Raw genomic sequence first — 22112 nt, 5'->3', positions numbered from 1 at the left:
TGACTTTTCATAGAACCGGAATTTTCAGGAAACCGGATTTTTGCATTGACGCGGCATGGGAGACATGCTATAATGCGTGGAACTGAACAAGCTGTTTGCAGACGAAGCAGACAATGAAGATGATAGAGGCGCAGGCTTCAAGAGTACCAGAGCCGTTTGGCTGACCCGCTGTTTCTGGGAAAGGGGAGACTGCCGAAGGGATTCATGCCGGGTCAGGCTGGATTTCCTGGGCCGACGCAGAATATGCGGCGGACTGTCACGTAACGTGGAGCGCTATCTGTGCTGTTGGTTTCTATTTTTTGTATCTTACACCACAAACGCGTTTTCCGTCGGGGACTGTCGTTTGCGGTGCTTTTTTCTTTTCCGGGGAATTTTGCGGGAAAGTGTTCAGGAATCTGAAAAGAAAGGTACAAAAATATGAAGAAGAAACTGTTTCGGTTGGTTCTGGCTTCGGCGCTTCTTTCCGCATGTTTCTGCACGACTGCGTTCGCTGCGGACGGGGCAGAAGCGTACGTGCCGGGAACCTACGCGACGATCTGGGCGCTTTTGCCGCCTGTGGTGGCCATCTGTCTGGCGCTTATCACGAAGGAGGTGTACAGCTCGCTGTTTTTGGGGATCCTGGTGGGGGCTGTCCTCTATTCCGGCTTTGATTTTGAGATGGCTGTGACGCACATATTTGAGGGCGGGCTGATAAATGTCCTCTCCGACAGCTACAACGTGGGGATTCTGATGTTCCTTGTGATCCTCGGCACCATGGTCTGCCTGATGAACCAGGCCGGCGGTTCGGCCGCCTTCGGACGGTTCGCCGCGGAGCGGATTAAGAGCCGTGCCGGCGCGCAGCTTGCGACGGTGCTTCTCGGCGTCCTGATTTTCATCGACGACTATTTTAACTGCCTGACCGTCGGAAGCGTCATGCGCCCGGTTACGGACAAATTCCGGATTTCCAGGGCAAAGCTTTCCTACCTGATCGACGCCACGGCGGCGCCTATCTGCATCATCGCGCCGATTTCTTCCTGGGCGGCGGCCGTGACCGGCTTTGTGGAAGGCGAGGATGGCTTTTCCATTTTTATCCGGGCCATCCCGTATAACTTTTACGCGATTCTCACGCTTTTTATGATGGTTTCCATGATTGCCATGCGCGTGGAATTCGGGCCCATGAGACGTCATGAATTAAACGCCATAAACGGCGATCTTTTTACGACGCCCGGCCGTCCCTATGAGGAGGCGGAAAAGGAAGCAGCGTCCGGAAAAGGGGCGGTTATGGATCTTTTGATCCCGATTTTTTCCCTGATTGTCTGCTGTATCATCGGGATGCTGTACACCGGCGGCTTCTTTTCCGGGACGGATTTCGTGACGGCCTTTTCCCAGAGCGACGCCTCTTTGGGCCTTACGCTTGGGAGCTTTTTCGGCCTGGTGATTACGGTTCTCCTTTACCAGGTGCGCCGCGTCTTAAGCTTTTCCGACTGCATGTCCTGCATTCCGGAGGGCTTTAAGGCCATGGTTCCGGCCATTTTGATCCTGACCTTTGCATGGACGTTAAAGGCCATGACTGACAGCCTGGGCGCCAATGTTTATGTGGCAGGTGTGGTGGAAGAGGGCGCGAAAGGACTTCTCAATTTCCTTCCGGCCATTATTTTCCTGGTGGGCTGTTTCCTGGCGTTTGCGACGGGCACCTCCTGGGGGACTTTCGGCATCCTGATTCCCATTGTGGTATCTGTGTTTGAAAAGAGCAATCCGGAGCTTATGATTATCTCCATTTCCGCCTGCATGGCAGGGGCCGTCTGCGGCGATCATTGCTCGCCGATTTCTGACACGACGATTATGGCCTCGGCCGGGGCCAGGTGCGAGCATGTGAACCACGTGATGACGCAGCTTCCCTACGCGGCAGCAGCGGCGGCCGTCTCGTTTGTCACTTACCTTGCGGCAGGTTTTGTACAGACGCCGTGGATTGCGCTGCCGGTCGGGATTCTTCTCATGGCCTGCGCCCTGGCCTTTCTGCGGGTTTTCGGAGATACGGTTCCGGAATAAAGCTTATTCCAGCCCCTCAAACTGCATCTTATAGTAGTGGGCGTAAAGGCCGTTCTTTTCCAGAAGCTCTTTGTGGGTGCCGCGTTCGGTGATGTTCTGGTCGTGGATGACGATGATTTCGTCGGCATTCCGGATGGTGGAAAGCCGGTGGGCGATGGTGATGGTGGTGCGGTTTTTCGACAGCGCCTCCAGGCTTTTCTGGATATGGCGTTCGCTTTCGTTGTCCAGGGCGCTGGTGGCCTCGTCTAAGATCAGGATCGGCGGGTTTTTAAGGAAGACCCGGGCGATGGAGATCCGCTGCTTCTGGCCGCCGGAAAGTCTGGCGCCGCGCTCGCCCACGAAGGTGTCATAGCCGTCCGGCAGATCCATGATGAAGTCATGGATGTTGGCCTCTTTGGCGGCTGTGATGATTTCTTCTTCGGTGGCGTCCGGTTTTCCGTAGGCAATGTTTTCGCGTATGGTGCCGCCGAAGAGATAGACCTCCTGCTGGACGATGCCGATATTTTCGCGGAGGCTCTTTAAGGTGACGCGCCGGATGTCGCGGCCGTCGATGGTGACGGAGCCGCCGGTTACGTCATAGAACCGCGGCAGGAGAGAGCAGATCGTCGTCTTTCCGCCGCCGGAGGGGCCCACAAGGGCAATGCTTTTTCCGGCAGGGATGGAGAAGGTGACATGCTCTAGGACGGGCTCTTCTTCGTTGTAGCGGAAGCTCACATCCTGATAGGAAATGTCACCTTTTACGTCTCTTAAATCTTCGGCGTCCGGTGCGTCGACGATTTCCGGCTCCGTCTCAATGACGGCGAGGAAACGGCGGAAGCCGGAGAGGCCTTTCTGCATCATTTCCGTCAGCTCCACGAGAATCTGGATGGGGCTTATGAAAATGCCGATGTAGAGCGCGTACATGGCGAGATCTTCCGGCGCCATGTCACCGATGGCGATTAAAAAGCCGCCGGCCACCAGGACGAGAAGGTACATGAGCCCCTGGAAGAAGGCCGTGCCGGCCTGGAAATTGCCCATGCAGCGGTAGTTCCCGTCTTTGGAGATCAGGAAGTTTTCGTTGCTCACATGGAATTTCTTCCGTTCGATGTCCTCGTTGGCAAAGGACTGGACGACGCGGATGCCGGCCAGGGTGTCCTGGAGCCTGGCGTTTACGTCGCCGATTTTTTTCCGGTTGTCCATGAAGGTGGCCTGCATGCTGGAATTCTGGCGGTAGCAGAAGATCACCATGAGGAAGACAACGGCGGCGAGGACGAGCGCCAGCTTCCAGTTGATGAGAAACAGGAACACAAAGGAGCCGACGATTTTAATGGAAGAGATGAAAAGGTTCTCCGGGCCGTGGTGGGCGAATTCCGAGATATCGAACAGGTCGCTCACCAGCTTGCTCATCATCTGGCCCGTATTGTTTTTGTCGTAATATGAGAACGAAAGCTTTTCATAATGGTCGAAAAGCTGGCGCCGCATGTCGCGTTCCATGTAGGCGCCCATCACATGTCCCTGGTAAGAGACGAAATACTTGCATGCGGCCTGAAGAATGTAGAGAATTAAAAGGCCGAAAAGCAGAAAGCCCAGGGAATGAAAGATGACTTCTTTCGATTCCGTAAACAGGGTTTTCGTGGCTGTCCGGAGGATCTGCGGAAACGCCAGATCCACGACGCTTATGTAGGTGGCGCAGATCAGATCCAGAAAGAACAGCTTTTGATATGGTTTGTAGTAGCGGATAAATTTTTTCAGTACGTCCATGTTTTCCTCCCTGACAAAAATGCGGCCTGCCGATGGCGATGGAAAGGCGCTCTGTCCCCATCATAACCATAGCCGCACAGCGGCCATGGTGCACCCGGCAGATCTTGGCGCCCGGATCTCTGCGGCAAACACAGAAACCGGTATGCGCTGGTGCGATGACCGCTATGCGCCCATTGTACCATGAAGGGCGGAAGATGTAAACCTGGTTGATGGGACGCGTTTGTAATAAAACCGTAAGCTTTTTTTAAAGTCTGAGGGCGAAAAATGGAGTATATTGGAGATACAGATTTTTACAGAAAAGAGGAGAACACCTATGCGAACATATAAGAAAACGGCCGCGGCACTTTTGACGGCATGCCTCTGTCTTTCGTCTGCCATGACGGCGCTTGCAGATGAAACGATTCCCGTGGAGGGCGGCCCGGGGACGGAAGGCGGCCCCGGATATATGGTTACGGCCTGGGAGAAGATGGACGGGACGTATTTTGACGATCAGGGGAACGCCATCGAGGGGGCGCTCCTTCGCGGCATCAGCGTGTCCAAGTTCCAGGGAAATATCGACTGGAGCCGGGTGGCGCAGGACGACGTATCGTTTGCCATGATCCGTATGGTTTCCTACGGGTATGAAGGCGAGTACACCATGGACGAGACATTTGACCGGAACATGCGGGAGGCGGCGGCCAACGGAATCCATACGGCGCCTTACATCTACCTTCAGACGAGAACCGTCGAGGAGGCCAGGGAGGCAGCCAGGTTCGCCGTGGATACGGCGAGAAATTATCCGGTGGATTATCCCATCGCCGTGGATGTGGAGTCCCAGTATATTCTGGATCTTTCCACCCAGGAGCTGACGGACGTGGTGAACGCGTTCTGTCAGGTGGTGGCGGAGTCCGGATACACGCCGATTATTTACAGCGACTATTCAAAATTTACGACGGAGATGGATACGAGCCAGTTCCCGTATGATCTGTGGTTTGCAAGGTACGGAAGCAGCCATGAATTCCCGGGCCGCACCATGTGGCAGTGTACGGACAAAGGCCAGATTGACGGGATCGAGGGCAATGTCTGCCTGGAGTTTGCTTTTAAGGATTATGCGGCCCAGGGGCAGCCGGGGATTCCGGACGGCTGGCGCCCTGAAGCTGACGGGAAATGGTATTATTATACCGGCGGAAACAGAAAGACCGGATGGGTGGAGACAGACGGCGTGTGGTACTACCTGGATCCGTCGGCAGACGGCGCCATGGTTTCCGGTACGTCTATGGTGATTGACGGCGTTTCCTACGAGTTTGACGGAAGCGGCGCCATGATGTAAAAAACAGGCGCCCCGGCAGCTCATTCTTTTGCCGGGGCGCAGCTTCCCGGGGGGGATTATTCTTCCCACGGGAGGTTTACAAGCGTATATTCATGATGGACAGCAGGCAGGAATTTTTCCAGGATGTCTGCTGTCTTTATTTTCAGGCTGGAGGTATTCATGCAGGGGTGGCAGCCGATGGAATTGTCTTTCAAAACGTCGGCGTCAATTAAAAGCCGCACATGGTTTTCCGTGTCGTTGGCAAGCCCCAGGATGCTGACAGAGCCGGGCGTGATATCTAAGAACTGTTCCATGTATGTGCCGTCGGCGAAGGAGAGCCGGGCGGAGCCAATCTGCTTGGAGAGGTTTTTCGTTTTGAATTTCTTGCCGCCTGGCATCATGAGAAGATAAAAGTTTGTCTTTTGAGCGTTGCAGAGAAATAAGTTTTTGCAGATGGTGATGCCGAGCAGGGACTCGACGTCATGGCAGTCCTCGATGGTGGCTGCGGCGTCGTGGTCCATGCGGAGATAGGGGATGTTTAAGCTGTCTAAAAGGTCGTAGGTGCGGATTTCCCTCGGAAGTCGCGCGGATACGTCCTCCGGGCGCCCGGAATATACGGTTTTGTCGATATAGAATGCCATGGATTTTGTCCTTTCTTATTAAATGATTACTCCGGCTGTGAAAGTGCTGGCGTATTTTGACAAAAAAAGTTATACTTGGTGATAAGGGTACCAGGGATGAAATCCGGTATCACCGAAGTCAAAAGATCCTGGAACCTCGACATCTATTATAATCGAAGAATGAAAAAAATCAAGAAAATGGCAGCAGCCTGGCCGTTGTTTAAAAATCCGTCAGGGGACGGATGGCAGGGGCGGGCTGTTTGCAGGAAATATGAGGAGATGCCTACATGAAAGAATGCCCGATTTTTAAAAAGTGCGGCGGATGTCAGTATCTGGATGTGCCATATGAAAAACAGCTTGAGAAGAAGAAGGGGGAACTGGACAGGCTTTTAAAACCGTTCTGCCGGGTGGAGAAAATTTATGGCATGGACGATCCCTATCATTACCGAAACAAGGTGCATGCCGTTTTCGGCCGTGACAGGCGCGGGAAGATCATTTCCGGCGTTTATAAGGAAGGGACGCATACAATCCTGCCGGTGGACAAGTGCCTGATTGAGGATGAGAAGGCAGATGAGATTATCGTTTCGATCCGCAGTCTGCTCCCGTCGTTTAAGATCCGTGTGTTCGATGAGGACACGGGGTACGGGTTTCTCCGCCATGTGCTTGTGCGGACGGCCAGGGCGACGGGGGAGATCATGGTGGTGCTCGTGACGGCGTCTCCGGTGTTCCCGTCGAAAAATAATTTTGTGAAGGCCCTTAGAAAGCTGCACCCGGAGATTACGACTATCGTCCAGAACATCAATGGCAGGGACACCAGCATGGTTTTAGGAGAGAAGGAACACGTGCTTTACGGGCCGGGGTTCATTGTGGACGAGCTCTGCGGGTGCAGGTTCCGGATTTCTTCCAAGTCCTTTTATCAGGTGAATCCTGTCCAGACGGAGGTGCTCTATAACAAGGCTGTGGAGGCGGCCGGGCTTACGGGAGAGGAGACGGTGGTGGATGCCTACTGTGGAATCGGCACCATCGGGATTGTGGCCTCCCGCCATGCAAAGGAGGTCATCGGCGTGGAGCTCAATCAGGATGCCGTCCGGGACGCCGTGACGAACGCGAAGCTAAATGGGCGGAAGAATATTCGGTTTTATTCCAACGATGCCGGGCGTTTCATGGTTCAGATGGCTTCCCGCGGAGCGAAGGCAGACGTGGTGTTCCTTGACCCGCCGCGAAGCGGCAGCACCGAGGAGTTTATCCGCGCCGTGAAGATTTTGGGGCCAAAGCGTGTGGTATATGTTTCGTGCAATCCGGAGACGCTGGTGAGGGATCTGGGATGGTTCCGGAAGTGCGGGTACGAGGCGAAGATGGCCTGGGGTGTGGATATGTTTGGATGGACCGGGCATTGTGAGTGTGTGGTGAAGCTGGAGAGAAGATAGGCGGTGAGGGAGCGGAAATAAAGAAAGCAGCAGAGCGGTTTGTTTTTCCGGATGCGTACGGGAATCCTGTCCCGCTGTCAGGAGTTTTGCTTTGCGGCCTGCCAGGGGACAGTGTATCCTGAAGAAAGCTCATATTAGGAGAAGGCTGCGTTTTGCAAATGGTTCAGAAGCCCTTTGCACCCTTCCAGGACATCCTGGTAAGTGTCATCAAAGTTTCCTGTGTACCATGGGTCAGCAATGTCTTCTCTGGCGCGGCCTGCGAAGTCCAAAAGAAGATGAATTTTCCCTTCCGGGTCGCCGCCCAGCATCCGGTTCATGTTCCGGATATTCCATTTGTCCATCCCGATCAGGTAGTCATATTTTCCATAATCCGCCCGGCAGAGCTGGACGGCATACTTGCCTGCGGTGGAGATTCCGTACTGCCGAAGTTTTTCACGTGTTCCGCGGTGAACGGGATTTCCGATTTCCTCGGTGCTTGTGGCGGCAGAGGCGATGAAAAAGTCATGACTGCGGTTTTGTGACTTGACTAAGTCCTTCATGATGAATTCGGCCATGGGGGAGCGGCAGATGTTGCCGTGGCAGATGAATAGTATTTTTATCATATATCTTATATCCTTTCCTCATTTTTGGATAAGGTACAATAAGTTTCGCAAATTGAAAAGTAGTTAAAAAGAGACATGGTTTGCAGCCCTCTGGTAGAATGAAGTCACGACACACCATTCTGAAAGGAGACAACAAACCATGTCCGAAAAGATTGTACAGCTTAACGAGGAAGTAATCAAGGGTCAAATCAAAGAACTGGTACGAGGCAGCGTAGAGGAAACCCTCAACGAACTGCTGGAGGCCGAGGCGGAGAAGCTGACCCAGGCGGCCCGGTACGAGCGCAATGAGCAGCGTCAGGGCTATCGCAGCGGCCACTACAACCGTAACCTCACCACCACTTCCGGGGACGTCACTCTCAAGGTTCCCAAACTCAAGGGAATCTCTTTTGAAACCGCCATCATTGAGCGGTATCGCCGCCGGGAGAGCAGCGTGGAAGAAGCCCTCATTGAGATGTACCTGGCAGGCGTATCCGTTCGGCGTGTGGAGGATATTACCGAGGCCCTCTGGGGTAGCAAAGTCTCTCCCTCCACTATAAGTGAGTTAAACAAGAAAGCGTATGTCCACATCGAGGATTGGCGGAACCGTCCTCTGCAAGGCGGACGATATCCGTATGTCTATGTGGATGGGATCTATCTGCGCCGTAACTGGGGCGGCGAATTTGAAAACGTAGCCATTCTTGTGGCAATTGCGGTCAATGAGGACGGATACCGTGAGGTTCTGGGTGCCGCCGAGGGCATGAAGGAGGACAAGTCCAGCTGGGTCAGCTTCTTCCAGTGGCTGCGTGGCCGAGGTCTGGACGGTGTGAAACTCATTGTTGGAGACAAGTGCCTTGGTATGCTGGAGGCCGTGGGAGAAGTATTCCCCGAAGCCAAGTACCAGCGCTGTACCGTCCACTTTTACCGCAATGTATTCTCGGTCACGCCTCGCTCCAAGGTGAAGCTGGTGGCAAAGATGCTCAAGGCGGTCCACGCCCAGGAAAGCAAGAAAGCAGCCCGGGAAAAGGCCAAAGCTGTGGTGGAAGAACTGCGCTCCATGAAACTGAAAGAGGCGGCCAAGAAGGTAGAGGATGGCATTGAGGAGACGCTGACCTACTGCGATTTTCCCAGCGAGCACTGGACTCGCATCCGTACCAATAACGTTATTGAACGACTCAACCGGGAGATCCGCCGCCGTACCCGTGTGGTGGGCAGTTTCCCGGACGGCAATTCCGCCCTTATGCTGGTCTGTGCCCGGCTGCGCCATGTGGCCGGCACCCAGTGGGGCAACAAGAAGTACATGAACATGAAGCACCTGGAGGCAGCCCTTGAAGATGCCTCCATTGCTGGCTGACTTCACTCATGCCAGACCCTGCAAACCATTTTGCGAAAAATACTTGACACTACCCATTTTTGCGCTGTTTTTCAGCGCATCAGGGATACCCGGAGGGTGCTTCATAAGCCTTCAAACCTTGATATTACGGGCTTTCCGGCGTACTGACTTCTTTTAAGTCAATGATTTTCGCCATCTGCCCCGCTGCCCGGTCATAGCTCGCATGGGTGTAGACGTTCAGCGTCACTCCCACATCAGAGTGTCCCATTACATACTGCAAGGTCTTTATGTCCATACCAGCGTTTGCCACATTGGTACAGAATATATGGCGGAACACATGGGGCGTGATGTGCGGCAGCGGCTTGTCCGGGTATAATTCTTATAAGACCGTTATTATCTGGCTGGTTAAACCCTGGATAAGTCGGATTCCCGCCGACTTAGTTACACACCTTTAGCTGGGCGCACAACGGGGAGTTGATTATTTCCCCTTTCTGAAACACCCGCTTCCTCGGTAAGTGACACCAGTGCAAGTAAAGCACTGACCACAATTTTTACATTTAATCACATGACTTATAGCATCATCTATCCAATGTCCATTTTCATTTTTTATTTTATCTGTATCACAATCCTTAAATTCAAATTGAAAACTCCCACTATCCACCAAAGATTGTATGTATTGCAGACAGTCAAGATATGCTTTAGGAGTAGGAAAGAAATCAATCAATTTTACTTTTTCACATATTTCGCACATATGCTTTTCCTCGTCAACCTGGAATTTACTTAGCAGACTTGTTTATCCACTCATCAAGAAGTTTTTAAGTTCTGTATCTTTCCACAATTTTATTCGTGTCTTACTTTTACAAATAGGGCATAGAAGCCATTCTTTTTTTCATACCAACCCCTCACCATTGATTTACTCATACTATTCGTCTGTTTTTTTGTTGTATATCACAACTGTTAAAATCGAAACAAATACAATCACAGTATTTGCTACAACAGTTCCTGCCCAAGATGTTGTAGTAGTTGCAAAAACAGAATAAGCAGCATTAAACAAGGTATGAAATAGTACGCACATGAACACATAGCTTTTGCCCGATATTTTGCAGATCGCTCCAAAGAAAAACCTCAAAGCCATACATTGTATGGCAAACATTCCAAAATTGATAAGTCCCTCTTCATGATTTGTTCCTGGTATGAAAAAAAGCGGAATATGCCATGCAATCCAAATAATACCGGATAAGATACAAGATAGAACATAACCAAATTTCTTATTCAGTCCTGGTTGCAAAATATATGCCCAACCTGTTTCCTCCAAGCCTCCGATAAAAAGATTACCTGGTAAGGAAAGAAAAAATGTATAAAATGGGAGCGTTAATTCTACACTTCCTGTAATAAGAGCGTGTATTGAAAAGTACAAAATAAGTCCTGCAACAACAAAGAAATAAGGGTATATGTTGTTTTTAACGTAAAAAACAGTTTTTAACCATTCCCAAAGGTTTATTGTTTTGTTATTTTTCTTTAAAACGAAGTAAGAGGCAATAGCTGGTGACAGAATATATATCGCAAAAGGAATATCCATACAAAATTGCGGTAACGTATTAACCCAACCATAAACTCTATATCCCAATTTTCCAAGAACAATTAAACTGCCTGATACAAGATAGGCTATACAAAATGTTAGGACAGTAAAATGCACTATAATTTTTTTATCAGTCAAAATTTTCTCCCCCTCATATCATCTGTATAGTTTCTGTACTGTATATGCGCTATACAAAAAAGGCAAAAAAGAATATTTCGTATAAATAGCTATTATCAATTTTTATTTTCAGCAATTTGTTTGTCAAGGAATTGCTCAAATTTTTTTAACATCTTAAACAAATCGTTATAAGCACTTTCTGGTATTTCTCTTAATGCTACAAAGATTTCATCACTTAGCTGCTCATGAAGTTTTTTATGCCCTTCATAATAGTTGTCCTCCACAACTTCCGATTTGTCACTGGCTTTATTATACTCTATTTCATCACATAAGTATAGCTGTCTGCGGCGTTATCTGTCAAAATCGTATTTAAAGATTGCTGTCAATCGCGTTTCTGTGATGTAGTCCTCTGTGTCCCGGTCTACCCGTCCATCGACAAGAGCGTAACAACAGATACCCCCCGGTAATGCTGTAAAACAGTGTTGACCGTCTCCGGCTCGCCGCTGGTGGCCTGCACGATTGTTTCATAGGGGAGAAGTCGGCTATTCCTCATACGCCATTCCCTCCATTTCCTCATAAAGCCGCCGTATGGACTTGCGGATATGGCGGCCAGTCGCGCTGCGGCTGCGCCTGTACAGCTTGCCGATTTTCTCCTGTGAAATGCGGCGGTCGCCCTCTAGCTCGGCTGGCTTTGCTGCTTAGCCTAACGATTTTAGACTATTCCGATATTCCATCATTTTCGTTTCATCTGTCGTGTCAATGACATACTGTAATTCGCTGATTACGGAATCACGTTCTTTTGGCAAGTATGCTGTTATAGGATAAAAATTTGATTTTGAATTAGCAAATAGATGTGTGCGTATCTGTAAATTCTTTATGAAAATCTGTAATTCTTCTAACCGCTCTTTTTCTCCCGCAGGTATAAACTTTCCTTCCTGCGCCATTTGGTATAATTCCGTATCTGGAAATAGAGTCAAAGAATCAACCGAAATAAAACGCGGATTTACTTTGCTGAATACTCTCGCGCTATTAACAGCATTTCGATCACCATTTCCTTTCCCGGCAAGTCCTGTCATATATACAAAATAGTATTCCATACCCGCTGCATCTAATTTCCTGCATTGTTCAATCAATTCTTTTGCGGTATAGCCTTTATTCGCCAAAAGAAGTGTACTATCATCACCTGTTTCTGTTCCTATACTCAAACCGTTAATACCTAATGCGTGTAATCTTCTAAGCTGCCATACTTTCTTGTCCTTTATATCACGAATACTCGAAAACATAGCTATCGTTTGACATTCTACAAGATAGTCATGGACTAATAATGCCCGCTCAGCCAATTTTTCGTAATTCATAGCAAAAGGGTTCGCACCAGTCCAAAAAATGCGTCGTGCTGTTGGCTGATATTTTGCTAATTCTTTCAGATCCTCCTCAAATTCTTGTAATGGCGACATACGAAAACATTCATTTTTGTACAAGCTGCAAAACCTACATTTATTGTAAGTACAGCCTGACGTAACCTGTACGATAAAGGAATTTGTTTCATAGGGTGGCCGCCATGTCCTACCAGTAAAATGCAAAGTTAAAATCCTCCTTTATAAATGCCGGAGATTCTTTCTGTAATGTCGCAGTTCGCTTTCATCAACACTACCAATAATCTGCTCTAATACATTTATCACTTTTTTGTATCTTCCGGCAATGTACCTTGAATGGGAATCGCATTAGACGCCCCCATAGCTGCAAACCAAACAGGAATATTCAAATTTTCAACAAGCGCTTTTAACTCTTTATACTTTTCAATCTCTTGTTCTTCTTTCCAGTTTCCTTTTTGGATTTCTTCATACAGTTCGGAATTTGGATAAATTGTCAACATACTGGCTCCTATGATTTGAGGACGCAGTTGGTTACATACTGCGGCGGTTGCCTTTGCCCCAAACTCGCCGCGTCCTGCGCCGGAAACGCCTGTAAGATAGAAAAAGTTATAGCTGATCCCCACATCATCTAAACGCTTGCATTGAGTGACAATATCAGCCGAAACATACCCCTTGTTCATAAATATGAGTGCCTCGTCATCGCCTGTTTCAATTCCGATCGTCAGTCCATCATAGCCAGCTCTATGCAATTCTGCTAATTCTTTATCTGTTTTAATTGCAACATCGGTAACGCGTGCAAAGCTGCCTATCGTTTTACAAGTGGGAATGTATTTTTTTATTAGACCTGCAATTTCCAGCAGCTTTTCTGTTTTCAGCACAAATGGATTTGCGCCTGTATGGAATGTCCGACTGTATTTCAATCCATGCCACAATTTTACTGTTTCAGCAGTTTCTTTCAAATCAGCCTCTATGTCCTCAACCGGCGACATTCTAAACTTAAAAGGTAAATCATCATAAAGCGTACAGAATTTACATTTATGGTGGGTGCAGCCTGCTGTGACTTCCAGCAATAATGAAGAAGCCTCATACGGCGGACGCCAAATAGTTCCAGTATAGTGCATAAATATATCGCTCCTTTTCGTAGTTTTCTTTTCATCACTAAAATACCTTATTGCTCTGTCTGATACAAGTACTGTCTTTTTTGGTAGTAGTATCATTTTTAATACTAAAGCCAAAGAATCGTAGTACCTTGATTTTTGAGAGATTTTGAAATATACTTCTGTGTAAAGAGAGGTGTTTTATATGTCTGAAAACAAATTTAGTGATAAGAATGTGATTGCTCGCTGTGTGCCTATGAGTAAGTTACAATCTGTTATCGGTGGCAAATGGAAAATATTGATTTTGTGGTATGTTGCTTTCTATAAAGTCCAGCGATTCGGAGAGCTTATGCGCCGCCTTGATGGTATTACGCAATCCACATTAACAAAACAGCTCCGCGAATTAGAAAATGACGGATTTCTTCATAGGGAAATTTATAAAGAGATTCCTCCAAAAGTAGAGTATTCTCTCACTGATTTTGGAGAAAGTTTCATCCCTGTTCTTCAAACCATGATGACATGGAGTGAAAAATATTTATGCCCAGATTACGTTAATCCATATCAAGAAAAACCATAAGAAAAAAGCGTGTTTGTGAGGCGATAGCATGGAAAACTTTAATGAAATTTTAAGTTCATACATAAGCCGGTTTGAATTAACAAATGGGCTTAATAAAACTGCCATTCCCTATATTTCTATCTTGTTCTGCAATCAACAGGATTTTCTTTTGCCGGATATGGGAAATCCCTACATTCTCCTTGTGGTAGACGGAAATATGCGGCTTTACAATGAGAACGGATTTTGCGATTATTCTCCGGGACAATATTTTATTTCTGCCATTGACAGCCCTCGGACAGCAGAAACTTTTTCTGCATTATCAGAAAATACGTTTGCCGCACTTCTGATAGAGTTCTCTTTGGACGATGTGATTTCCGTCATGCTGGATATTGACGGCGATTTGCCTGAAAAAATATTTGACGAAAACATATCTGAACCCGTATTTTCCTGTACTGATGAAAAAATTATAAATATCGTTGTGCGGCTCTTTTCCATGACTTCTTCGGAATTATCCTTTATGGGAAAGCATTTGAAAAAGGAATTGATATTTGACCTTATTACCGGGCTGCATGGAAAGCAGTTTATGCAAAACATGATCAATATTCAGCAGGCAGGAGATATTTATTACATCAATAGCTGGATTAAACAAAACTACAAAATTGATTTTTCGGTTGAGGATTTAGCAGAACAGGGCAATATGAGCCTGTCCAGCTTTCATCAAAAATTCAAAAGCGCCGTAGGCATGGGGCCATTACAATGTCAAAAGAAACTTCGCCTTATGGAAGCCCGCCGCCTTATGTTGGACAACTCGGCAAATGTAACGGACGCAGCTATGGAAGTCGGCTATGAAAGTGTGTCGCAATTTATCCGCGATTATCGACGTATGTTTGGCCGTTCCCCGCAAAAAGATGTTCAGGAAATAAAAGAGTGTATCGGGGCGCAGGCAAAGAAAACGTAATGCTCCGATACGGAAGAAAGGCGCAGTTTTTTGTAACTGTGCCTTTCTGTCCGTAGAGGGCAGATAACACATTTATTTCCCCATATGCAGTACAGCGCGGAAATGTGTTTTTGCTGCCATCATTTTTTCGTATGCCTCTTTTGCCCGCTCCAACGGGAATACTTCAATCATAGGGCGAACATTGGTTAAAATGCTGAATCGGACAGCAGCCTCCATTTCCTTTATGTCTGTGAAAGTACCCTTGACCGTATTGGGGCCATTCAGAAAATCCATAGCAGACCATTTGAGCGGATTATCGTCTACGGCGGCAATAATTAACTCTCCTCCAGTACCCAGCCCGCCCATAAGTGAGGAAATGACATCTGCATTAGGAGCAGTTGCAAGAATAACTTTTGCGCCTCCCAAAGACTGCAAGGTTTCAGCGGCATTTTCCTTTTCACTGTCGATATAATGATGTGCGCCCAGTTCTCTTGCAAGCTGTTCCTTATCCTTGCCGCGGGAGATAGCCACTACCTCATATCCGGCTTTTTTCGCATACTGTATTGCAAGGTGTCCTAATCCTCCGACGCCGGATATTGCTACTAAATCGCCGGGTCTTGCGCTGCTGTTATGAAGTGCGCTGAATGTTGTTTCTCCTGCACAAAGCAGCGGGGCGGCTTCTTCGGCGGTAATTTCGTCGGGAATGGCAATCAGCCCATCCTCGTAAGCTACCATATACTCTGCATAGCCGCCGTCCGTTGTAAGTGCGGTTGTATGTCCATGCCCGCCATGCCAGCCGATTCCCACACGCTGGCCTACTTTCCACTGGCTGACTTCATCGCCTAGCTTGTCTACAATCCCGACTACCTCATGTCCGGGAATACGGGGATATGAGGACGCCGCGCCCTCAATTACTTTGGAATCGCCATGACAGATACCGCACGCCTCAACTTTCAAAAGCACCTGTCCTTTTCCCGGCTGAGGAATAGGGATTTCCACTAATGTCATAGGCTCGCCTTTTGCTGCTACCTGTATTGCTCGCATTGTTGCCATTGTCTTTACCTCCTGTTTGGTTGTTTAATCCCATTTTACAGAAATGACCGTCAAAATACTTGCCTGTTCCTACGAAAAAATTGCTTGATTCTCTTTGTGGAATACGGAATAATGGGGTGGCGTCTATCAAACCTTTTTGTGTTATTTTGTGTCACAGGTAGTGTCAAGTATTTTTCGCAAAATGGTTTGCAGGGTCTGGCATGAGTGAAGTCAGCCAGCAATGGAGGCATCTTCAAGGGCTGCCTCCAGGTGCTTCATGTTCATGTACTTCTTGTTGCCCCACTGGGTGCCGGCCACATGGCGCAGCCGGGCACAGACCAGCATAAGGGCGGAATTGCCGTCCGGGAAACTGCCCACCACACGGGTACGGCGGCGGATCTCCCGGTTGAGTCGTTCAATAACGTTATTGGTACGGATGCGAGTCCAGTGCTCGCTGGGAAAATCGCAGTAGGTCAGCGTCTCCTCAATGCCATCCTCTACCTTCTTGGCCGCCTCTTTCAGTTTCATGGAGCGCAGTTCTTCCACCACAGCTTTGGCCTTTTCCCGGGCTGCTTTCTTGCTTTCCTGGGCGTGGACCGCCTTGAGCATCTTTGCCACCAGCTTCACCTTGGAGCGAGGCGTGACCGAGAATACATTGCGGTAAAAGTGGACGGTACAGCGCTGGTACTTGGCTTCGGGGAATACTTCTCCCACGGCCTCCAGCATACCAAGGCACTTGTCTCCAACAATGAGTTTCACACCGTCCAGACCTCGGCCACGCAGCCACTGGAAGAAGCTGACCCAGCTGGACTTGTCCTCCTTCATGCCCTCGGCGGCACCCAGAACCTCACGGTATCCGTCCTCATTGACCGCAATTGCCACAAGAATGGCTACGTTTTCAAATTCGCCGCCCCAGTTACGGCGCAGATAGATCCCATCCACATAGACATACGGATATCGTCCGCCTTGCAGAGGACGGTTCCGCCAATCCTCGATGTGGACATACGCTTTCTTGTTTAACTCACTTATAGTGGAGGGAGAGACTTTGCTACCCCAGAGGGCCTCGGTAATATCCTCCACACGCCGAACGGATACGCCTGCCAGGTACATCTCAATGAGGGCTTCTTCCACGCTGCTCTCCCGGCGGCGATACCGCTCAATGATGGCGGTTTCAAAAGAGATTCCCTTGAGTTTGGGAACCTTGAGAGTGACGTCCCCGGAAGTGGTGGTGAGGTTACGGTTGTAGTGGCCGCTGCGATAGCCCTGACGCTGCTCATTGCGCTCGTACCGGGCCGCCTGGGTCAGCTTCTCCGCCTCGGCCTCCAGCAGTTCGTTGAGGGTTTCCTCTACGCTGCCTCGTACCAGTTCTTTGATTTGACCCTTGATTACTTCCTCGTTAAGCTGTACAATCTTTTCGGACATGGTTTGTTGTCTCCTTTCAGAATGGTGTGTCGTGACTTCATTCTACCAGAGGGCTGCAAACCATGTCTCTTTTTAACTACTTTTCAATTTGCGAAACTTATTGTACCTTATCGTGTCACATGAGCATTTACTCAAGATTCATATCCACTGCATGAAACAAGCGGCGATACTCCTACTTAGGAATACCGCCGCTTGCGTTTTCGTCTATTAAAATTTGTCACATCAAGGTTCTTTCTAAAATGGTGTAGTAGTGGTGTAGTAAGTGCCGTTCCTCTCCGTGAAACCATTGATTTTACTGGCTTTTCCGGAACTTTTCAAGATACTGCCGTGGCAGATGAAAAGTATTTTAATCATATTCGCATTTTTCCTTATATGTTGGTTTTCTTTGAGAAATTATATGCTTTATTTCTCTATGTTACATTGAACTACATATTTTTACAATTTACCGAAAGCATTATAACGTAAACTCTATGGTTACTTTTCCTTTTTATATACAATTTTACACTGTTGGCAAACTTTCTTTGTTAGTAACAGATTCCATGCATGCATTCTACTATGCCAGCGTTTATTCTTCAGAAATGTATTCCAATCCATTTCTAATACCGTTTGTAACTCATAGTTATCATCAAACTTACATACAATAACATATTCAAACTTCTGATTATCTGGTATATTTGATCCTGGTTCTTCTAATCCATAAAACACACTTGTTGTATTGCTACTTGTTGATTTTATACTGTATCTATCACCTTTTCTGCTAATTGCATCAATATTTTCTGTTCCTACTGGTGCGGGTGAAAGATTAGGCAAACCAGGTGTATTATTATATAGCTCTATTGCCAAATATTCGCCAAGTTCTCCAACTACATTATTTGTTCTAATAACCCCACGGTGTTTTAATTCTTTTATGGCCATACTATACAGTTGAATTATTTCTTTCGTTTCTTTTTCTTGTAAAATAATCATTTTATCCTCTGTTCCTTTAAATATTCAATCTTTGCCATATTCTCTTTTCAGTCTTCCTTCTCCTGTAAAGCTGGATGCTGCATGAAAAAGATTTCTTTCTGCCGTTCAATCTCTACCCGCAACTGCTCTTTTGTCGGCAAATAAGTTAGATATTTTGACATAAACAGCCGGTTGTTGTCATGGAGCACTGAGTATCTGGCTATATCCTCGTCCGTTTCTGAACACAATAAAATTCCAATGGTAGGATTGTCTCCTTGTCCCCTCTTTAACTCATCATACATACGCACATACATATCAATTTGTCCTACATCTTGATGGGTAATCTTTCCCATTTTTAAAGCCGAGAAATTCCGCAATCACCGGACTTTTAATCAATTCAAATTGGTTTTTCTGATATTCCGCAGTTTTTTGTTTCATTTCTTCAATTACAGCCTCCTTTTTTGGTGTCTGAAGAAGTCTGTAATAATATTGCGTACTGATATTACGGTCTAGCGTTCTTGAACTCCAGTTCTCGTCAATCGCCTCTTTCATATACCAATAGCGTGCATTTTCATCCGCAACACGAAGAAGGCTCCTAATATGCGTCCAATTAAGATTGTGAACGCATGCGTTCACAATCTGCTCATCGGTAAAGCACTGGTAAAACTTGATGTAATAATGCAAGTTCCTTTTGGAATAATTTTTACCAAACTCCTTTGTCAACTCCTCTGCCAAGGCAGAAATCAAACCTCTACCGTACTCTGCGCGTTCACTGCCGCCCAGTTCCTGCTCTACAATTCGTTTGCCTATATTCCAATAGGTAAGCAGCATCGCCTTACTGGATGCGCTATAAGCAGCTTCTTGTCCAGAAGAAATAATACTTTTAATTTCTGCAATAACTGATTCGTACGGCGTTAAATAATTCTCCATCATGTCACCTCAATTTTCCATAATAATTATATTTTAACTTTCTTTTTCTGTCACATCAAGGTTCTTTCCAAAATGGTGTAGTAGTGGTGTAGTAAACGCCGTTCCTCTCCATAAAACCATTGATTTTACTGGCTAAAGCATCTTAATCATATTTGAAACCCCTCCTAAAATGCGTATTCTGCCCCGTTTTGCCGCAATTTGCCAACTATTATTTTACCCATCAGCTTGCTAAATTTATCATAGAATAGGCAAAATGCGGCATATTGAGGACATCAATCGTAAGCCTTTTACTATTTGAAGCTCTTCCCATTTCCGCTTCTCTATTCGATCAATTCCCGTCTACCCTTTCAAGTTCTTTAAAGCAGATGGATTATTCTCTAAAATTGCCCCAACAAGGGGACATTTTTCCAAATCCTCGCAGCTGCCGCAAGTGGCGGCCCCTTTTTTCAATGCACACTGGCGGATACCACAGATACTGTCACAAAATACGGTTTTCATGCCATCGGCACGGCAGCCCTGGCAGTTAATATGTTCAGGAAGGATCGGTGCATGATTTAATTCAGCCCATAACTTTGCAGTTTTTATCCGCAGCTCCTGGTTGTCGTTGATTGTCGCAAGATAGGCGTCACATTTTTCACAATCCAGCCCGCAATATGCAATCAATTTTTTCATCATGATACCTCCTCAAAATCGTTTTTGCTGGTGGATATATTATACTATGGCCGGCTGCTTTTGGGAATAGGAAACGGCATCTGCCATAGGAAAATGCGCTGTGCTGTTGGCGGATTCTCCATAGGGCGGCCGCCATGTCCTGCCAGTAAAATGCAGGATAAACTCCTCCTTTATAAATGCCGGAGATTCTTTCTGTAATGCCGCAGTTCGCCTTCATCAACACTCCCAATAATCTGCTCCAATACATTTAATACTTTTCTCGTATCTTCTGGCAGCGTTCCCTGGATAGGGATGGCATTGGAAGCCCCCATAGCTGCAAACCAAACAGGAATATTCAAATTTTCGACAAGAGTTTTCAACTCTTTGTATTTTTCAATTTCCAGCTCTTCTTTCCAATTTCCTTTTTGAATTTCTCCATACAGTTCGGAATTTGGATAGATTGTCAGCATACTTGCTCCTATGATTTTGGGGTGCAGTTGGTTGCATACGGCGGCTGTTGCCTTTGCCCCAAATTCGCCGCGTCCCGCACCGGAAACACCTGTAAGATAGAAAAAGTTATAGCTAATCCCCGCATCGTCTAAACGCCTGCATTGAGTGATAATATCTGCCGAAGCATACCCTTTGTTCATAAATGTAAGTGCTTCGTCATCGCCAGTTTCAATACCAATAGTCAGACCGTCATATCCGGCATTTTTTAGCTGTACAAGTTCTCCATCCGTTTTCAGCGCAATATCCGTTATCCGCGAAAAGCAGCCGATTGTTTTACTGTCTGGAAAATATTGATGTATCAGGCCAGCAATTTCTAACAGGCGGGAAGCCTTTAACACAAAGGGATTTGCCCCAGTCAAAAATATGCGTGATATTTTATGACCGATAAGAAGACGGAGCTGCCCTTTTGCCTCCTTTAAGTCGGATTCCATATCTTCCAGAGGTGTCATTTTAAATTTGAATGGTAAATCATCATATAGTGTACAGAATTTGCATTGATGATGTGTACAGCCTGCTGTGGCCTCCAAAAGTAATGAGGAAACCTCATAAGGCGGCCTCCAAATGGTTCCTGTATAGTGCATAAAAATCGCTCCTTTCATGTTCTGTGCCCCCTATTATATCAATGTACAATAATTTGAAAAGTACTGTACTTTTTTGAAGTACATTGATTCTCTGATGTAAGCATGATAGGATAGAGTATAAGGAAGGGAGTGGCAAGATGAGAAAAAAGAAATTAGCGATTGAACGCTGTGCAACAATATCAACCGTACAGAAGTTGTTAGGCGGGAAATGGAAGTTGGAAATTCTCTATTATATGGGTGTCAAAAATATTCAAAGGTTTGGGGAACTTCGGCGGCACATTGGTGATATTACGGAGTCGTCTTTGACAAAACAGCTGAGGGAATTAGAAGCGGATGGTTTTATCTCCCGTTTCGATTATAAAGAAGTGCCGCCGAGAGTGGAATATTCTTTAACAGACCTCGGTAAGAGCTTTCTGCCTGTGCTGGATGTTATAAAAGAATGGGGAGAACAAAATCTGAACATCAGCGGATGAGCGTGTATTTGGGGCAGGAAAATTTCGCGGCTTTTAACGGTATGCAGAATTCGCATAAATGCTTTGCGATTTTGTCGGCGGAATATCGTTCAATGATTGGTTTTGTTTCGTCTATTGGCAAATTGCCGGCCGATTGCTGTATATTGCTCCAAAAGCAGGCAACATCTTGTTCCGTATGTGGAAGTTCAAATACAGCATAGATACCGTCTGGGATTTTGCGTATGCTTAATTCTGTGCTGCGGTCTTCGCTGATGATAAGACCAACATCGTACCGTAATTTGTCTTTCTCAGTGACAGCGGGGTTATCCAATGCGATTCCTAAAATAACGCTGTCCTGATCCAAAAGATGCTTCTCTTTTAAATATTCTTTGAAGTTCTCCATAAGAATTTTGTTTTCAGGGCCGTAACTGCCTGTCCGCCGCATATATGCGATTGTAATGTTTTTAAATTCTTCAATTTTCATAGATTATCCCTCCATATTTTGAACTGCTGAGTCCATCGTAAGGGCAATTAAAATGATTTTCAAGAACTTTTTTAAAATGGAGACGTACATGCAGAAACTTGTAAAAAAAGTTGCGAAACTTTTTCGTATAAGTTAAAATGATATGGAAGCCGCGGTCAAGCAAAGATCGCGTGAGTAGAAATTGTTATATTATGTATAATGACCACCACAGGCAGAAAAATGTCTGATGATGGTCATTTTTCTGTTGACGAACAGAGATGAAATTGAATAACCGGGCAGCCGGCCAAGTTTCCTCAAAAGCAAAGAAATCGGAATAAGAGCGGCCAATGTGCGCGGCCAGCTTTCCGGAAAAGCAGATGGGTACATATTTTTTGGAAATGACGTTGCAGTCGCCGCCGAGAGACCTGTTAATTGCCCTGAAGAAAAGAAAAT

Annotated in this window: 20 protein-coding genes and 4 pseudogenes; 7 read left to right on the top strand and 17 right to left on the bottom strand. The window is 46.7% G+C overall.

Annotated elements, in window-relative coordinates; all coding sequences use genetic code 11:
* Window positions 1-417: 417 nt before the first annotated feature.
* A complete protein-coding gene (locus KE531_00790; GenBank protein MBR9952167.1) occupies window positions 418-2028 on the top strand; it encodes a Na+/H+ antiporter NhaC family protein in 1611 nt (536 codons plus the stop codon).
* 3 nt (window positions 2029-2031) lie between these two features.
* On the opposite strand, the gene KE531_00785 is transcribed toward KE531_00790, so the two are convergent.
* Entirely contained in the window at window positions 2032-3768 is a 1737-nt protein-coding gene (locus KE531_00785) for an ABC transporter ATP-binding protein (protein MBR9952166.1), read from the bottom strand.
* A gap of 313 nt (window positions 3769-4081) precedes the next feature.
* On the opposite strand from KE531_00785, the gene KE531_00780 reads away from it, so the two are divergent.
* Window positions 4082-5077 carry a glycoside hydrolase gene (locus KE531_00780; protein ID MBR9952165.1) on the top strand — a complete coding sequence of 332 codons (996 nt, stop codon included), beginning with the start codon at window positions 4082-4084 and terminating at the stop codon, window positions 5075-5077.
* A gap of 56 nt (window positions 5078-5133) precedes the next feature.
* Here the strand turns inward: KE531_00780 and KE531_00775 are convergent, their stop codons facing one another.
* Entirely contained in the window at window positions 5134-5697 is a 564-nt protein-coding gene (locus KE531_00775; protein ID MBR9952164.1) for a prolyl-tRNA synthetase associated domain-containing protein, read from the bottom strand.
* A gap of 275 nt (window positions 5698-5972) precedes the next feature.
* On the opposite strand from KE531_00775, the pseudogene rlmD reads away from it, so the two are divergent.
* Window positions 5973-7103, top strand: a pseudogene (gene rlmD, locus KE531_00770) (23S rRNA (uracil(1939)-C(5))-methyltransferase RlmD).
* A gap of 134 nt (window positions 7104-7237) precedes the next feature.
* On the opposite strand, the gene KE531_00765 reads toward rlmD, so the two are convergent.
* Window positions 7238-7705, bottom strand: coding sequence for a low molecular weight phosphotyrosine protein phosphatase (locus tag KE531_00765; GenBank protein MBR9952163.1), 468 nt, complete (start codon window positions 7703-7705; stop codon window positions 7238-7240).
* 139 nt (window positions 7706-7844) lie between these two features.
* Between KE531_00765 and KE531_00760 the strand changes: the two genes are divergently transcribed.
* Window positions 7845-9035, top strand: coding sequence for an IS256 family transposase (locus tag KE531_00760; GenBank protein ID MBR9952162.1), 1191 nt, complete (start codon window positions 7845-7847; stop codon window positions 9033-9035).
* Window positions 9036-9159: 124 nt separating this feature from the next.
* Here KE531_00760 and KE531_00755 read toward each other — a convergent pair whose 3' ends face one another.
* From KE531_00755 to KE531_00725, 7 genes and pseudogenes are all read right to left on the bottom strand, one after another.
* A complete protein-coding gene (locus KE531_00755) occupies window positions 9160-9372 on the bottom strand; it encodes a tyrosine-type recombinase/integrase (GenBank protein ID MBR9952161.1) in 213 nt (70 codons plus the stop codon).
* A gap of 435 nt (window positions 9373-9807) precedes the next feature.
* Entirely contained in the window at window positions 9808-9879 is a 72-nt protein-coding gene (locus tag KE531_00750; GenBank protein ID MBR9952160.1) for a hypothetical protein, read from the bottom strand.
* Window positions 9880-9936: 57 nt separating this feature from the next.
* Window positions 9937-10731 carry a CPBP family intramembrane metalloprotease gene (locus KE531_00745; GenBank protein ID MBR9952159.1) on the bottom strand — a complete coding sequence of 265 codons (795 nt, stop codon included), beginning with the start codon at window positions 10729-10731 and terminating at the stop codon, window positions 9937-9939.
* A 95-nt stretch (window positions 10732-10826) separates the two neighbouring features.
* Window positions 10827-10994, bottom strand: a complete 168-nt coding sequence (locus KE531_00740; GenBank protein ID MBR9952158.1) for a hypothetical protein — start codon at window positions 10992-10994, stop codon at window positions 10827-10829.
* A 66-nt stretch (window positions 10995-11060) separates the two neighbouring features.
* Window positions 11061-11263, bottom strand: a pseudogene (locus KE531_00735) (helix-turn-helix domain-containing protein).
* A gap of 145 nt (window positions 11264-11408) precedes the next feature.
* Complete coding sequence (locus tag KE531_00730) at window positions 11409-12290, bottom strand: radical SAM protein (GenBank protein MBR9952157.1); 882 nt, start codon at window positions 12288-12290, stop codon at window positions 11409-11411.
* Window positions 12291-12305: 15 nt separating this feature from the next.
* Window positions 12306-13204: pseudogene (locus KE531_00725) on the bottom strand (radical SAM protein).
* A 181-nt stretch (window positions 13205-13385) separates the two neighbouring features.
* Here KE531_00725 and KE531_00720 point away from each other — a divergent pair.
* Both KE531_00720 and KE531_00715 read left to right on the top strand, forming a co-directional pair.
* Complete coding sequence (locus KE531_00720; protein MBR9952156.1) at window positions 13386-13757, top strand: winged helix-turn-helix transcriptional regulator; 372 nt, start codon at window positions 13386-13388, stop codon at window positions 13755-13757.
* Between the two features lie 28 nt (window positions 13758-13785).
* Window positions 13786-14694, top strand: a complete 909-nt coding sequence (locus KE531_00715; protein MBR9952155.1) for a helix-turn-helix domain-containing protein — start codon at window positions 13786-13788, stop codon at window positions 14692-14694.
* Between the two features lie 72 nt (window positions 14695-14766).
* On the opposite strand, the gene KE531_00710 is transcribed toward KE531_00715, so the two are convergent.
* The 6 genes and pseudogenes from KE531_00710 to KE531_00685 form a co-directional block, all read right to left on the bottom strand.
* Window positions 14767-15726 carry an alcohol dehydrogenase catalytic domain-containing protein gene (locus KE531_00710; protein ID MBR9952154.1) on the bottom strand — a complete coding sequence of 320 codons (960 nt, stop codon included), beginning with the start codon at window positions 15724-15726 and terminating at the stop codon, window positions 14767-14769.
* A 210-nt stretch (window positions 15727-15936) separates the two neighbouring features.
* On the bottom strand, window positions 15937-17127 hold the full coding sequence (locus tag KE531_00705; protein MBR9952153.1) for an IS256 family transposase: 1191 nt from the start codon (window positions 17125-17127) through the stop codon (window positions 15937-15939).
* Window positions 17128-17601: 474 nt separating this feature from the next.
* Window positions 17602-18093, bottom strand: a complete 492-nt coding sequence (locus KE531_00700; GenBank protein MBR9952152.1) for a hypothetical protein — start codon at window positions 18091-18093, stop codon at window positions 17602-17604.
* A gap of 47 nt (window positions 18094-18140) precedes the next feature.
* Window positions 18141-19005 (bottom strand): annotated as a pseudogene (locus tag KE531_00695) (DUF1016 family protein).
* A 336-nt stretch (window positions 19006-19341) separates the two neighbouring features.
* On the bottom strand, window positions 19342-19674 hold the full coding sequence (locus KE531_00690; GenBank protein MBR9952151.1) for a DUF3795 domain-containing protein: 333 nt from the start codon (window positions 19672-19674) through the stop codon (window positions 19342-19344).
* A gap of 170 nt (window positions 19675-19844) precedes the next feature.
* Window positions 19845-20744 (bottom strand): radical SAM protein, encoded by a 900-nt coding sequence (locus KE531_00685; GenBank protein ID MBR9952150.1) that lies wholly within the window; start codon window positions 20742-20744, stop codon window positions 19845-19847.
* 137 nt (window positions 20745-20881) lie between these two features.
* Here KE531_00685 and KE531_00680 point away from each other — a divergent pair, with 137 nt between their 5' ends.
* Window positions 20882-21217: a winged helix-turn-helix transcriptional regulator gene (locus tag KE531_00680; protein ID MBR9952149.1), complete on the top strand. Its 336-nt coding sequence runs from the start codon at window positions 20882-20884 to the stop codon at window positions 21215-21217.
* On the opposite strand, the gene KE531_00675 is transcribed toward KE531_00680, so the two are convergent.
* A complete protein-coding gene (locus KE531_00675) occupies window positions 21207-21680 on the bottom strand; it encodes a GyrI-like domain-containing protein (GenBank protein MBR9952148.1) in 474 nt (157 codons plus the stop codon). The genes KE531_00680 and KE531_00675 overlap by 11 nt on opposite strands.
* Window positions 21681-22112 lie beyond the last annotated feature (432 nt).

It is taken from the genome of Eubacteriaceae bacterium Marseille-Q4139 (assembly GCA_018223415.1).
GTDB lineage: Bacteria > Bacillota > Clostridia > Lachnospirales > Lachnospiraceae > CABSIM01.
This window is presented reverse-complemented; position numbering and strand designations above follow the sequence as displayed.